10 protein-coding genes are annotated in these 13,333 nt (G+C 71.4%); 2 read left to right on the top strand and 8 right to left on the bottom strand.

The window, feature by feature from the left end:
• Positions 1-56 precede the first annotated feature (56 nt).
• The 5 genes from ACZ4UV_RS17380 to ACZ4UV_RS17360 form a co-directional block, all read right to left on the bottom strand.
• Positions 57-1,376: a right-handed parallel beta-helix repeat-containing protein gene (locus ACZ4UV_RS17380; protein ID WP_467838716.1), complete on the bottom strand. Its 1,320-nt coding sequence runs from the start codon at positions 1,374-1,376 to the stop codon at positions 57-59.
• Positions 1,373-3,325 (bottom strand): right-handed parallel beta-helix repeat-containing protein, encoded by a 1,953-nt coding sequence (locus ACZ4UV_RS17375; RefSeq protein WP_451021014.1) that lies wholly within the window; start codon positions 3,323-3,325, stop codon positions 1,373-1,375. Before ACZ4UV_RS17375 ends, ACZ4UV_RS17380 begins: the two co-directional genes overlap by 4 nt.
• Before the next feature lie 4 nt (positions 3,326-3,329).
• The gene (locus ACZ4UV_RS17370; protein WP_451021013.1) at positions 3,330-4,625 is read right to left on the bottom strand and encodes a glycosyltransferase family 2 protein; all 1,296 of its coding nucleotides are present in this window, start codon (positions 4,623-4,625) and stop codon (positions 3,330-3,332) included.
• A gap of 383 nt (positions 4,626-5,008) precedes the next feature.
• Positions 5,009-7,048: a thioredoxin domain-containing protein gene (locus ACZ4UV_RS17365; RefSeq protein ID WP_467838714.1), complete on the bottom strand. Its 2,040-nt coding sequence runs from the start codon at positions 7,046-7,048 to the stop codon at positions 5,009-5,011.
• Entirely contained in the window at positions 7,029-7,688 is a 660-nt protein-coding gene (locus tag ACZ4UV_RS17360) for an ArsR/SmtB family transcription factor (protein WP_451020023.1), read from the bottom strand. Before ACZ4UV_RS17360 ends, ACZ4UV_RS17365 begins: the two co-directional genes overlap by 20 nt.
• A 208-nt stretch (positions 7,689-7,896) precedes the next feature.
• On the opposite strand from ACZ4UV_RS17360, the gene ACZ4UV_RS17355 reads away from it, so the two are divergent.
• A complete protein-coding gene (locus ACZ4UV_RS17355; RefSeq protein ID WP_390046422.1) occupies positions 7,897-8,328 on the top strand; it encodes a hypothetical protein in 432 nt (143 codons plus the stop codon).
• 19 nt (positions 8,329-8,347) lie between these two features.
• Here ACZ4UV_RS17355 and ACZ4UV_RS17350 read toward each other — a convergent pair whose 3' ends face one another.
• Positions 8,348-8,614 carry a heavy metal-binding domain-containing protein gene (locus ACZ4UV_RS17350; RefSeq protein WP_451020022.1) on the bottom strand — a complete coding sequence of 89 codons (267 nt, stop codon included), beginning with the start codon at positions 8,612-8,614 and terminating at the stop codon, positions 8,348-8,350.
• A 317-nt stretch (positions 8,615-8,931) separates the two neighbouring features.
• On the opposite strand from ACZ4UV_RS17350, the gene ACZ4UV_RS17345 reads away from it, so the two are divergent.
• On the top strand, positions 8,932-12,132 hold the full coding sequence (locus ACZ4UV_RS17345) for a tetratricopeptide repeat protein (protein WP_467838710.1): 3,201 nt from the start codon (positions 8,932-8,934) through the stop codon (positions 12,130-12,132).
• Between the two features lie 6 nt (positions 12,133-12,138).
• On the opposite strand, the gene ACZ4UV_RS17340 is transcribed toward ACZ4UV_RS17345, so the two are convergent.
• On the bottom strand, positions 12,139-12,372 hold the full coding sequence (locus ACZ4UV_RS17340; protein WP_351486097.1) for a hypothetical protein: 234 nt from the start codon (positions 12,370-12,372) through the stop codon (positions 12,139-12,141).
• Positions 12,365-13,246 (bottom strand): mycothiol conjugate amidase Mca, encoded by an 882-nt coding sequence (gene mca, locus ACZ4UV_RS17335; RefSeq protein WP_351486099.1) that lies wholly within the window; start codon positions 13,244-13,246, stop codon positions 12,365-12,367. The genes ACZ4UV_RS17340 and mca overlap by 8 nt, the downstream gene beginning before the upstream one ends.
• Positions 13,247-13,333: the final 87 nt, after the last annotated feature.

The following is a 13,333-nucleotide window of genomic DNA, read 5'->3' as shown; positions in this document are numbered from 1 at the left end:
GAAGGAGAGGGAACCGCGGCCGTACGGGGCCCGGGTGCGGGCCGGGCCCCGTCACGTCAGGAGGAGCAGGCGACGTTGGCGAGGCCCTTCGCCGCGTCGGTGACCTTGTTGTCGCAGGTGACCTTGTTGTTCTCGACGGGCGCGAAGTGGAAGCCGTAACCGGGGCCGTCCACCTGTGCGCTGTTGTCCTGGAACACGTTTCCGGTGCCCCAGCCGTCGAGGATCCGGTGGGTCTGGAAGCCGTCCTCACGCGAGTGGCTGCCGACGTTGTCCTTGATCAGCCAGTCGTTGCCCTTGACGTCGACCCAGGAGTCGTTGTGGCCCCCGCTGAGGGCGGCGCCGTCGAAGGTGTTGCCGATGAGGGAGCCCCCGGTGGTGCCCTCCTTGATGTCGACGGACTCCGCGGTGGTGTCGCTGACGTGGTTGCCGCGGATCACGTTGTCGTCGCTCTTGTCGGGCTTGCAGTCGGTGATGCTGCACCAGTTGGACTCGGCGGACCCGACGTAGATGCCCTCGCCGAACTGCTCCTTGCGCTTGCCCGTGGCGCGGACGGTGTTGTCCTCGACCACGTTGCCGGAGCTGAAGTCGCGCAGGTGGATGCCCTCGTCGCCGATGTTCTCGACGGTCAGGCCCTGGATGACGCTGCCCTGGACCTTGTCGGCCATGACCCCCTTCTGGCCGTTGCGCACGGTGAAGCCGATCAGCCGCCAGTGGCTGGCGCCGTCGAGGTGGAAGGCGTAGCCGCCGTCGACGTCGCCGGCGTCGATCACCGCGCCGGGGCCGCCGCACAGGAAGATCGGCCGGTCCGCCGTACCGGGGGTGGTGGCGGTGAAGCGGTCCGAGTAGACCCCGTCCGCCATCTTGATGACGTCACCGGGCTGCGCCTGGTCCAGCGCGTCCTTCAGGGACTTGGCGTCGCTGACGGTGACGGTGGCGGCCGGGCACTTCACCGGTCCTGAGGCCACGGCCGCGGCCGAGCCGGTCGCGGTGGGGGTGGCCGGTCCGTCGGTGGCCGCCGTGTCGCCCGGCGCCGGACCGGAGGCCGTGGCACCGGGGTCGCCGGTGTCGTCCCCGTCGTCCGTGGGTTCGGCGACCGGGATGGTGGGACCGGCGCTGGGGCCGGCCCCGTACACGACGGGCCGGTCACCGCCTGCCGAGACGCCCGCCACGATCAGCGCCACCACCGAGATCACCAGGGCGGCCGAGGCCACCCACAGCGGCGGCCCGCCGGCCAGCCAGATCCGGCGCGCCCGCTCCACGGCGGACTCGCCCGCCGCGGAGCCGCCGCCATCGCCCGGACCGCTGCCGCCCGTGCCGCCGTCGCCCGGACCGCCGTCACCGGGCGCGGGCGCTTGTCGGGTGGTGTCGTCGCTCATTCGCTCATCACCGGCTCCCGGCTGCGGCCCGCCACGGCGATCTCGTCCGGCGGCGGGGAGGGCAGCGGTGCCTTGTCGGAGTACGGGTGCACGATGCCCGCGCCGCGCCCGCTCGCGCGCCGCCTGCGCCGACCCATGGCGGCCGAGAACAGGATGAGGAGCAGGATGGCCGTCCACAGCAGCGTCATCGGGCTCGCGTAGTGCTTGACCCTGACCCAGAAGGAGCTGGTGTCGTACCAGGCGAAGGTCTGGTTCTCCTTGATGTCGGCACCGCCGTGGGAGCGGATGGAGTCCAGCGCGCTGGGGCCGACCCCGCCGATCACGTTGTAGGAGACCGTCGTGCCGTCCACACCGCCGACCAGGCTGACCCCGTGGTTGGTGGCGTCCTGGACGGTGTTGCCGCGTATCTCGGCGGCCGAGTCGCGGACGTACACGCCGGTCTGCGGCCCGTCGATGATGTTGCCGGTGACCGTGGCGCCGGTGACCCCGTCGCGTACCGAGATGCCCTGTCGGTTCTGGCCGGTCAGGCGGTTGCCGGTGATGGACACCTTGTCCGCCGCCAGGCGGGCCACGATGCCCATGTCCCCGCCCTCGATGCGGTTGTTCTGCACGCCGACGTCGAAACCGCCCAGCACCTCGACGCCGTAGCGGCCGTTGTCCTTGGCCACGCTGTTGGCGACCGAATTGGAGCCGTAGCTGTCGACGGCCTGCCCGGAGGCGGAGGGGCCGTCGGCGAGGGGCTTGCCGCTGAGCGTGTAGCCGTTGCCGCCGTTGCCCTCGGCGGTGCAGCCGCTGACCCGCACCTGCTGGGTGGCCCGGGAGAGGATGAAGCCGTCGCCGCCGTTGTCCTTGGCGACGGTGCGCTGCACGAGCGAGCTGGAGACGAACCGGTGCATGACCACCCCGTCCTCCAGGCTGTTCGCCACGGTCGTGTCGCTGATCTCGATCCCCGTCGCGCTGGAGATGAAGATCCCGAAGGCGTTGCCGGTGATGGTCGAGTGGGTGATCGACCCGGAGACGTAGGAGAGACCGCCGGTCGAGAACCGGGCGTCGGGAGTGGTCAGTTCACCCGAGGGCATGGCCATGACGTCACCGCTGGTGGAGTCCTGCTTGTCCTGGTCGCCCTGCTGGTCGGCCCGTTCGCGCGCGGTCTTTCCGTGCACCTGGCCGGTGTCCTCCAGCGAGCCGGTGTTCGGCCGGTCGGTGCCGGTGAGGCTGAGCCCTCCGGTGCGGCCGCTCCAGAACCCGAGGTTCGCGAGTTTGGCGTGCGTCATCTCGAACTGGCCGCCGATGGTGCGGATGTAGGCGCGGCCGTCCCGGACGTCGCTGTCGGCCTTGTTGGCCTGCGGGTCCCAGCTGGTGATGGTCAGCGGCGCCTGGGCGGTGCCCTGGAGGGTCAGTTCGCCGCCGAAGGAGACGATGGAGACGAAGCCGGTGCGGTTGCTGGCCATCCGCAGGGTGAGGCCGCCGGGGTTGGACAGCTTCAGCTTGGCGCCGACGTTCAGGTAGATGTTCTCGGTCAGCAGATACGAGCCGTCCTTGCGCCGCACGAAGGTCTGCGGAGCGAGTTTCAGCAGGTCGGCGATGGTGTAGGCGTTGCTGCGCTCGGTGAGGACCAGGGTGTACCCGTTGTCGGTGTCCAGCCGGTACGGCACGGTCCACTTGGTGCTCTGCAGGGGGGCCACCGAGGTGAACGCCCGTACCTGATTGAGGCGGTGGTCCTCGTCGGCGACCAGCGCGGCCTGGGTCTCGGCGTCCTCGGCGGCCAGTTTCTGCTTCTTGTCGGCGTCCCCGTCGGCGTGGGCCGTGGCCGAGGCGCCGAGCAGCAGCGTCGCCGCCACCGCGAAGGCGCCGAGCAAGGCCGCCGTCCTGGCACCGGCCCGGCGCAGCCGGGTGCCGGGGCCGGGTCTTCTCTTCGTCAGGGGTTGCGTCATGAGGGGGGTGGCCATGGCGTCAGATCACCTCGGGCTGGAGGGCGGAGTGGCTCTGGCCGCCGCCGGCGGTTCCGGAGAGCGTGGCCGCGCTCTGGCCCTCGCCTCCGATACTGCTGCTGGTGCGCGTGAGCCAGCCCTGCTTGTTCATGGTGACGAATGCGTACAGCTTGATCGGCAGCGAGATCATGATGACCACGAGCGCCGTCAGCGGCAGCAGGAAGATCTCCTGCGGGTGCCTGCGCAGGTGCGAGTAGCCGCGGACGGCCCGGCCCAGCAGCAGCCAGATCAGCGTGAGGACGACACCGCGGGCACTGAGGTCCAGCCGGCTCGTCAGCAGGTAGCCGAGGGCCATGCCCATGGTCACCGGGGTCAGCAGGATCTGCAGCACCGTGATCTTGGTGACCAGCGGGACCCGCCACAGCCAGCCCTTGTACAGCGCGGTCAGGTAGCACCGGTAGGAGTTGCGGCTCCACCGGACGCGCTGCTTCACGAAGGCCCGGAAGGACGACGGGAACATGGAGACCGCCCGCGCGGAGGACTGGTGCACGGTCTTGTAGCCGGAGGCGAGCACCAGCCAGGTGAGCCGGCCGTCGTCGCCCGCCACACAGCGGCGGCCGAGGAAGAACTCGTTCTCCAGGTTCTCCAGCACCGGCAGGACCGCCTCGCGGCGGTAGGCGGCGGTACGGCCGGACAGACAGGCCACGGCACCGGCCCGGCCCATGGCCGGAACGTAGTCGTAGTAACGGAGGTTGACCAGCCAGTCGGCGATACGGCGCCAGACGCTGGTGGTGCGCTGGTAGACGTTCTGCTGGGTGCCCACCCCGCCGACCGTGGGGTCCTCGAACGGCATCTGCACGGCGTCCAGCAGCCCCGGCTCCCAGCGGGTGTCGGAGTCCACCAGGACGAGGACCTCACTCGTGGCGGCCCGTATGCCGACCCCCAGGGCGGAACGTTTCCCCCTGTGCTCGAAGGCGAGCACCCGGACCCGGGGGTCCTCGACCAGCGACAGCCGGTGCAGTACCTCGTGGTCCTCGACGTCAGGGACGATGATGATCTCGGCCGGATCCTGGGCGAGCCAGGTCTCCAGGCACTCCAGCAGGATCTCCGGGTCCTCCCGGTAGGCCGGGACCACCACGGAGACGCTGGTACGGAAGTTGTTGACGACTGGCTTGGCGAACCGGGAGAGCACCGCTCGGTACAACCACAGGGCCCAGACGAACAGTCCGGCCAGCCCCAGCGGCATCAGCTCTCGCCATGAAGTTTCCCCCACAGCCTCGACGATCCACGACCAGACCTGGTCGAAGAACTCGGACAAAGTTGCGCTCTCCCCCCACATGACATGACTGCCACGGTCCGAAATGCGACAGAACCGGGCACTGCTCCAGCGATGCTAGGGGCTCGTGGGTGAACAGCGATCGCACAAAGCTCGAACTTCACTTACAGAGTCTTCACACCCACCCCACCCCAACCATGACGGCGGGTCACACCCGTCACGGCGATGGGGGGATCCTATGAGGATGATGTGAAGAGCGTGAACTCGGCTGATAAATGGCATGTTTCGGCCCAACGGCCGGAAAGCGCGCTCTGGCGCCCCGTAGGGGCGCTGGGGGTGCCCCCGGCCGAAGGCTGGGGGAGGAACTGCGCGACCAGCCCCCACTCACCGGCAGCCGACAACGCACCCACGGATTTCGGCGAACCTCAGCCCCCGAGTGCCGCCCGCAGCCGCTCCGGGTCGCCGGTCGGCGCGTCACACGTGAAGTTGCGGCACACGTACGCGGCCGCCTCCCCACCGACGAGCGGCCGCCCCGCGAGCAGCGGGAACTCGTCGCTCTCCGGAGTCCCCACGGCCACGACGGCACCGGGTGCGGTGCCCAGAAGTGCCGTACGGTGCAAGGCGGTCGTCCGGTCGTCCGTCGCCTCCGGTCCGACGACCGCGACCTCGCGCGGCCCGTCCAGCAGGGCCTCGGCGACGGCGAGCCCCCACCCGACGAAGCGCGGCACGCGCGGTCCGAGCGTCCCGACGATCCCCAACGCCCTTTCCGCCGCGGTCCGATGAGGTTCGGCACCGGTGTGGGCCGCGTACCCGAGCAGGGCACCGGCCGCTGCCGTCCAGCCGGAGGGCGTGGCGTTGTCGGTCGGGTCCTGCGGCCGGCGGATCAGCTGTTCGGCGTCGGCGGCGGTGTCGTAGAGGGCGCCGGTCTCCGGGCTCTCCTGGTCGGTGAAGCGGGCCAGGACATGGTCGAGGAGGAGTCCCGCGAACTCCAGCCAGACGCCCTCTCCGGTCACGGACGCGAGCGCGAGGAAGCCCTCGGCCACATCGCCGTAGTCCTCCAGCACGCCCGCGTTGGCGCCGACCCTGCCGTCCCGGCTGGTGCGGGCGAGCCGCGCGCGGTCGTCGAGGTGGAGCCGTACGAGGAGATCGGCGGCGCCGACGGCGGCCTCGACCAGGTCGGGGCGGTCGAAGTAGGCGCCGGTCTCGGCGAGTGCGGCGACCGCGAGGCCGTTCCACGCGGCGACGACCTTGTCGTCCCGGCCCGGGGCCGGGCGTCCGGCCCGTGCGGCCAGCAGGCGCCGCTTGACGGACTCGATCCGCTCGGCGTCGAACACGCCCTCCTGCTGCGGGAGTTGCAGCACGGACTGCCCCTCCTCGAAGGTGCCCTCCGCGGTGACCCCGAAGTACCGGGCGGCCAGGTCCGCGTCGTCCTCGCCCAGGACCTCGCGGAGCTGGGCGGGCGTCCACACGTAGTACGCGCCCTCGACGTGCCGCCCGCTCCCGTCGTCGCTGTCGGCATCGAGCGCGGAGGCGAACCCGCCCTCGGCGGTGCGCAGTTCGCGGACCATGAAGTCGGCGGTCTCCAGGGCGACCCGGCGGGCCTGCTCGGACCCGGTGGTCCGCCACAGGTGGGCGTACACCCGGCAGAGCAGGGCGTTGTCGTACAGCATCTTCTCGAAGTGCGGCACGACCCAGTCGCGGTCGACGGAGTAACGGGCGAAGCCGCCGCCGAGCTGGTCGTAGAGGCCGCCCCGGGCCATCCGCTCACAGGTGTCCACGGCCATCTGCAGCGCGCCCTCGGAACCGGTGCGGGCGTGGTGCCGGAGCAGGAACTCGATCACCATGGACGGCGGGAACTTGGGGGCGCCGCCGAATCCGCCGCGCTGCGGGTCGTACTCACGGGTGAGCCCGAGCAGCGCCTGGGCGAGTTCCTGCTCACCGGGCGGCCGGCCGCCCTGGTGCCCGAGCTCCCGCTGGGCGAGGTCCCGGACGATCTTCCCGGCCACCTCGGCGACCTCGTCCCGCCGGTCGGCCCAGGCGGCCCGGACCCCCTCCAGCACCTGCCGGAAGGAGGGCATGCCGTGCCGGGGGGCGGGCGGGAAGTAGGTGCCGAAGTAGAAGGGCTCGGCGTCGGGGGTGAGGAAGACGGTCATGGGCCAGCCGCCCTGCCCGGTGGCGGCCTGCACGGCCTCCATGTAGACGGCGTCGACGTCCGGCCGCTCCTCGCGGTCGACCTTGATGCTGACGAAGTGCTCGTTGAGGTAGTCGGCGGTGGCCTGGTCCTCGAAGGACTCGTGGGCCATGACGTGGCACCAGTGGCAGGAGCTGTACCCGACGCTCAGCAGGACGGGTCTGTTCACGGCCCGCGCGGCCTCGAAGGCTTCGGCCGACCAGGGCCACCAGTCGACGGGGTTGTCGGCGTGCTGCAGGAGGTAGGGGGACGTCTCATGGGCCAGTCGGTTCACTTTCCCACTCTCCCACGGGGTCGGGAGCCGCGTAGAAGCGCAGGTTCACCCGGCGCGCCCCCTCGGGGACGGCGTCGTCGGGGTGGCTGTAGCGGTCGAGGAGTTCCTGGTAGGCGCGGACGAAGTCGTGGAGGTCGGTCTTCGTCATCCAGGTGCCGGTGCGCTGCACCTGGGCCCAGCCCTGCGGGCCGCGGTACTCCTCGTGGGCGCGGCGGAAAAGCCTGGTGTCGACCTCGATCTTCAGGAGGGCGAGGTGCTCGGCCGCGGCGTACTCCTCCGTCGTCATGGTGGCCGGGTCGGGCGTGGTGTGACTGAAGGGCAGGCTCCGCCACCAGCGTTCCCGGCCGCCCGACTTCTCGGGGATCTCCTCGATGAGCTTCTGGTCGGCAAGTTTGCGCAGGTGGTAGCTGGTGGTGCCGGAACTCTCGCCGAGTTCGCGGGCGAGCACGGTGGAGTTCGCCTCGCCGTGCCGGCCGAGGTAGTCGAGGATCCGGCGGCGCAGGGGGTTGCCGAGGGACTTGTAGAGGGCGGTGCGCTCCAGGCTGGTCAGCTCGGCGGGCGTCCCGCTGGGGGCGGCGGGCTTCTCGGCGGGGGCGGCGGGCTCGGATGCTCCGGCCCTGTGGGGCGTGCCGTCGGTCATGCGGTCACCGTAACCCTGAGAACCCTGAGACATCCCTGAGCCTCCCCGACTCTTCCCCGATGTCTGCCGAATTTCCTTTGCAGAATTCTCTCTGCAGTCTAGCGTGAAGCCATGGCCCGGCAATGCCGGAGGACCCGAGCGATTCACAGGTTCCACAGCCACGCATCCGGAACAAGGCGAGGGGGATCAGGTGTTGGAACGGTTGACGGTGGTGCAGACCCGAGAGGCGAAGCGGATGAGGCGGCTGAAGCGGTGGGCACTGATCCTGCTCGGATCGTCCTCCGTGCTGCTCGTGCCGTGGATGGTGGTGCTGGCGCTGACGCTGCCCACCAAGACCGAGGTGCACAACTGGGCGGTGGCGTGGATCGGGCTGGACGTCCTGATGGCGGCGGGGTGCGCGGCGACGGCGGTTCTGGGTCTGCGGGGCGACGCCCGGGCCCGGCTCACGGCATCCGCGACGGCATCGGTCGCGGTGCTGGACGCCTGGTTCGACATAACGACGTCGGCGGTGGGCACCGAGTTGCTCGTGGCGCTGGCGAGCGCGGTGGCGGAGGCAGGCCTGGCGGCGGCCTGCGTGTACCTGGCCCTCTCCAAGGGATGGGGCCGGCTGGCCGCCCAGCCCGGGCCGGCCGCCCGGTAGTTCGGCGATCCGGACGCCGCTATGTCCGCTCGACGGCCACGGCGGTGCCGTAGACGACGCAGGCGTCCGAGAAGCCCGTGGCAGGGCTCACCATGATACGGACCCCGATGACCGCATCCGCGCCTTCGATCATGGCGTTGTGCGCAAGCGCGTTCAGGGCGTCCTCCACCCCGCTCTTCCTCATCCAGATGAACCAGGCACCGACGATGCGATACCCGGCCAGCGGAAAGGTGTCTGTCGTGTAGAGCTGGATCCGCCGCCCGGGTCTGGGCGCCTTCTGTGCCATACGTCACCGTCCTCGATCCAGTTGCCGGATTCGGTCTTGAGGCAGTTGGGGAGCTCGTCGAAGCTTCGGCCGGGCCGCGTTCTCCGCGGTCGGCGCCCGCCGACTTCCGCGACGGGTATTCCCTCGCTCCATGAGGGTTATGTCGCCGGTCGGCAGAGCTGTGGCCCTGCTGCTGTCCGCGTGCCGACGCGAAGACCTCCGTATCAGGGGGCCACCACGGAACCCTCACCGGCCGTCTGATCGTCGCCCCCTCGCCATCGCGCCTCTTCGCAAGGACACTTGTGGACAAAGGAGTTGCCGCTGGAGGGGGACGGGACATGCGGGACGCCCATCGGGCGGAAGCCGATCGGCTGCTGGTGCGGGCCGTGGAGGAGGAGGTCCGCCGTTCGGGCGGGCGCGTCGACGGGCAGGTGCTGCTGTCCCGGGCGCGCGGCGGGCTGGCGGAGATGGAACGGACGGCCGCCGAGGAGTACGCGGCGTACACCCACGCCCTCGACGAGACGGAGGCCATCCGGCCGAGCTTCGGCCGGCGCTACGCCAAGGAGGGCTCGGGAACCCCCCTGCTGGTCGCGGCCGTCGCGGCGGTCGCGGCCACCGTCGCCGACCTCTCCCTGGGCACCGGGGCGGCCACGGCGCTCGGCGCGGGCGTGGCCGTCGGGGTGGTCGGGGCGGCCGCCACGGTCGTCAAGGTCGCCGGCTCCCATCTGCCCGCCGCTCATCACCACGCCGGCGCGGCCGGTCAGCCCGGCGGCCCCGAGCAGCTGCGGCTGCAGTGGCTGACCGCGCTGGAGGTGCGGGGCATCCGGCCGTTCCTCGACCAGCAGCGGGTGCTCAGCGCCTCCACGGGACCGAAGAAGCAGGGCCCGGTGCTGCGCGGCGCGGACAAGAGCGCGGCGGCCCGCAGGCGTACGGTGCTGCAGCAGTCGTTCGGCCAGCTCCCCGACGCCGACGGCCCGTTCGCCGGCCGGCAGCAGGAGCTGGCGCGGATCCGGCAGTGGGCGCAGGCGGCTCGGGCGGCCACGGAGACCCGGCCGACCGTCGTGGTCCTGCACGGGGAGCCCGGCTCCGGCCGTACCGCCCTCGCGGTCCGGGCCACCCACGAGCTGAAGGACCTCTTCCGGGGCGCGGTCGTCGTGGACCTGCGCGGCGCCAGCCGGGAGGAGCCGCCGCTGCCCACCCGGGACGCCCTGCTGCATCTGCTCAACCGGCTGGGCGCACCGCGCGAGCAGCTGCTGTTCCGTGAGCGTTCCTCCGCCGACCAGCAGGTCAAGCGGCTGAGCGAGCTGTACCACCAGCACCTCACGGGGCTCCCGGTGACGATCGTGCTGGACGACGCCTCGGATCCGGAGCAGGTGCGCACGCTGGTGCCGGAGCGTTCCGACAGCCTGGTCCTGGTCACCGCCCGGGACCAGCTCGACCTGCCCGCCGACCTGCCGGCCTGGGTGCATCAGCTGCCGGTGACGGCGCTGGACGCGGCCGGCGCGGAGGAGCTGCTGGACGCGGCGGCCGAGGACGCGTCGGGGCCGTACGACGCGCAGTCCGCGGACCGGATCCGGGAGTTGTGCGGCGGGCTGCCGCTGGCGCTGCGGGTGGCGGGTTCGTCGCTTGGCTCGCGTTCACCGCTCCAACTGGCCACGGACCTGGGCGCGTACGGTCCGGTCGGCCCGGTGGAGCGGGTGCTGTGGCTGCGGTACACCGACCAGTCGGAGACCGGGCGGCGGCTGCTGAGGAGGCTGGCGCTGGCGGGCCGGGCCTCGATGGGCGCGGCGGCCGCGGCCGCCCTCCTGGGCGCCGACGAGGCCGAGGCCACTCGCCACCTGGTCGCGCTCACCCGGGCCGGCCTGATCGACCACGTCCGCGGCAGCCGCTACCGCCTGCACGACCTGGTCCGTTCCTTCGCCCAGGCCCGTCTCCTCGACGAGGAGACCCCGGCCGACCGCACGGCGGCGCAGGAGCGGCTGATCGTGAACTACGCCGAGCTGGCCGACTCGGTGCTGCGGCTGGTCGACGGCAACATGTCGACCCGCTCGGACCGGTTCAGCCCGCACGGCTTCACCTCGCTCGACGAGGCGCTGCGCTGGCTGGACGACGAGTCGAGCTTCATCACGGCGGCGCTGCGGCACTCCGAGGGCGTCGACCAGGCGGCCGTGCAGAACCTGCTGGGCGCGCTGTGCGACTACTGCCTGCTGCGCGGCGACCTCTACCGGCTCGGTGAGATCAGCGAGCTGGCGCAGTCCGTGGACCAGGGTCTGCTGGTCCGGTCGGTGCAGTGGCGTACCGGTATCGCGGCCCGTCAGCTGGGCGAACTGGACAAGGCCCGCACCACCCTGACCTCCGTCGTCGACCTCTACCTGGAGGCGCATCACGACGCCGGTGCGGCCCGCGCGCTGTGCTCGCTCGGGATCACCCTGCACCACCAGGGCAACCTCGCCGAGGCGGCGGCCAAGCTCCAGGAGGCCCTCGACCTGCAGGCGGCGCCCGAGCTGGCGACCGACCGGGCGTGGACGATGCACGCGCTGGCGGCCGTGCAACGCGACCGGGCGAGACTGCCGGAGTCCCTCGACCTGCTCACCCGCTCGCTGGTCCTGCACCGGGAGGGCGGCTCGGTGCACGGCGAGGCCTGGGCGCACTTCCAGCTCGGCCAGCTGGCGCTGCGCATGGGCGACGTACCGCGGGCGGAGCGGGAGCTCCGGGCCGCGCTGGACCGTTACGGCCGTACCCGGGACGCCCGTGGCGAGGCCTGGGCGCTGACCCAGCTGGCGCGGGCCCGGCTGGTGGCCGGCGACGCGTCCCCGGCGGCCGACGGACTGCGGGCGGCGGCCGCCCGGCACCGGGAGAACGAGGACGCGCGCGGCGAGGCCTGGACGGCGTACTACCTGGGCCTGGCCCTGGAGGAGACCGGCGCCCTGGACCGGGCGGTCCGCGAGCTGGAGCGCTCACGGACGATGTTCTCCCGGATGCGGGACGTCTACGGCCTGGCCTGCGCCCGCCACCACTCGGCCCGGGTCACCCGCGACCAGCGTGCGGCCCAGACCGGCTCGCTGCGCAACTCGGGCTTCGCCCGCCAGCTCCTGGTCGACGCCCGCGCCGACTTCCAGCGCATCGGCGTGGTCCACGGCGAGGCCTGGACCTGCCTGGAGCTGGCCGTCGTCGACGCCGGCAACACCCGCACCCAGCAGGCGCTCGCCCTGTGCGACGAGGCGGTCGCCCTGTTCACGTCGTACGGCGACCGGCGCGGTGAGGACTGGGCCCGCTTCCTGCGCTGCACCCTGCTTCCGTACGCCGCGCCCGGCGGGGTGGAGGTGGGCACCGCCGTCACCCAGGAGGAGCTGGCCCAGCTCGCCCGCGGCGGGCACCCGCTGCGCGACGAGAAGCTGGCCGAGTACGTGACGGCGTACGGCCTGCTCCTGGAGCGCGGGGTACAGCTGGAGTCGGGCTGGCAGGCCTGGCGTCTGGGCATGGTGCCCAGCCGGCACGCCCGCGAGGTGATGGGCGTGCCGGTGCCGGCCGGGACGTGACGCCGGTCAGCCCTTGGGGTCGGCCGCCGGCGCCTTGGAGTCCGCCCCGCTCTGGGCGGGCTCCTTGAAGTCGACCTTCTGCATGTGCTTGTTCATGGACTTCATCAGGCCCCAGACCGCCAGGGCCATCACCGCGAAGACGATGAAGCCGAGAACTCCGGGGGTGACCTTGTTCTCGTCGACCTCCTTGGCGAGGGGGACGAGGTGCGTCAGTGCCAGGCTTGCGCTCATGTCAGGCATTGTCGCGGATGCCCGCAAAGAGGTCGTCCTCGGGGAGGGAGGTATCGACGAGCGACTTCGCCAGCTCGTACTCCTCGGTCGGCCAGACCTCCTTCTGGAGGTCCATCGGCACCTTGAACCAGCCGCCGTCCGGGTCGATCTGCGTGGCGTGCGCGATCAGCGCCTTGTCGCGGATCTCGAAGAAGTCCGCGCACGGGATGTGCGTGGTCAGGGTGCGCTCGGTGCGCTCGAACTCGTTCCACCGCTTCAGCCAGTCCCCGTACGGCGACTCCAGGCCGCGCTCCAGCATGGCGTTGTGCAGCGCCTCGGTGCGCGGGCGGTTGAAGCCCTGGTTGTAGTAGAGCTTCTGCGGCTGGAAGACCGGTCCGAACTCGGCCTCGGGGTACTTCTCGGCGTCGGCCGCGCCCTCGAAGGCCACCATCGTGATCTTGTGGGTCATGATGTGGTCGGGGTGCGGGTAGCCGCCGTTCTCGTCGTAGGTGGTGATCGCCTGCGGGCGGAACGCGCGGATGCTGCGCACCAGCTCGCCGGCCGCCTTGTCGACGTCCTCCAGGGCGAAGCAGCCCTCGGGCAGCGGGGGCAGCGGGTCGCCCTCGGGCAGACCCGAGTCGACGAAGCCGAGCCACTCCTGCTTGACGCCGAGGATCTCGCGGGCCTCGTCCATCTCCTTCTTTCGTACCTCGTGGATGTGCTCCTCGATGTACTTGTCGCCCTGCAGCTTGGGATTGAGGATGGAGCCGCGCTCCCCGCCCGTGCAGGTCACGACCAGCACGTCCACCCCCTCGGACACGTACTTCGCCATGGTGGCCGCGCCCTTGCTCGACTCGTCGTCGGGGTGGGCGTGGACGGCCATCAGTCGCAGCTGGTCAGTCAAGACTCAATCCTTGGTAAGTCGGCGCCCCGGTAGCTCGGGGGCAATCGGCGGCTTCTATAGTGACCGAATCGGAGGGCGAATAATTCC

It is taken from the genome of Streptomyces sp. NPDC028289, from assembly GCF_055565975.1.
This window is presented reverse-complemented; position numbering and strand designations above follow the sequence as displayed.

Excerpts from the sequence above, each read along its gene's own strand:
- ACZ4UV_RS17380 (WP_467838716.1), bottom strand. The coding sequence starts at position 1,376 with ATGAGCGACGACACCACCCGACAAGCGCCCGCGCCCGGTGACGGCGGT.
- ACZ4UV_RS17375 (WP_451021014.1), bottom strand. The coding sequence starts at position 3,325 with ATGGCCACCCCCCTCATGACGCAACCCCTGACGAAGAGAAGACCCGGC.
- ACZ4UV_RS17360 (WP_451020023.1), bottom strand. The coding sequence starts at position 7,688 with ATGACCGACGGCACGCCCCACAGGGCCGGAGCATCCGAGCCCGCCGCC.
- ACZ4UV_RS17350 (WP_451020022.1), bottom strand. The coding sequence starts at position 8,614 with ATGGCACAGAAGGCGCCCAGACCCGGGCGGCGGATCCAGCTCTACACG.
- ACZ4UV_RS17345 (WP_467838710.1), top strand. The coding sequence starts at position 8,932 with ATGCGGGACGCCCATCGGGCGGAAGCCGATCGGCTGCTGGTGCGGGCC.
- ACZ4UV_RS17340 (WP_351486097.1), bottom strand. The coding sequence starts at position 12,372 with ATGCCTGACATGAGCGCAAGCCTGGCACTGACGCACCTCGTCCCCCTC.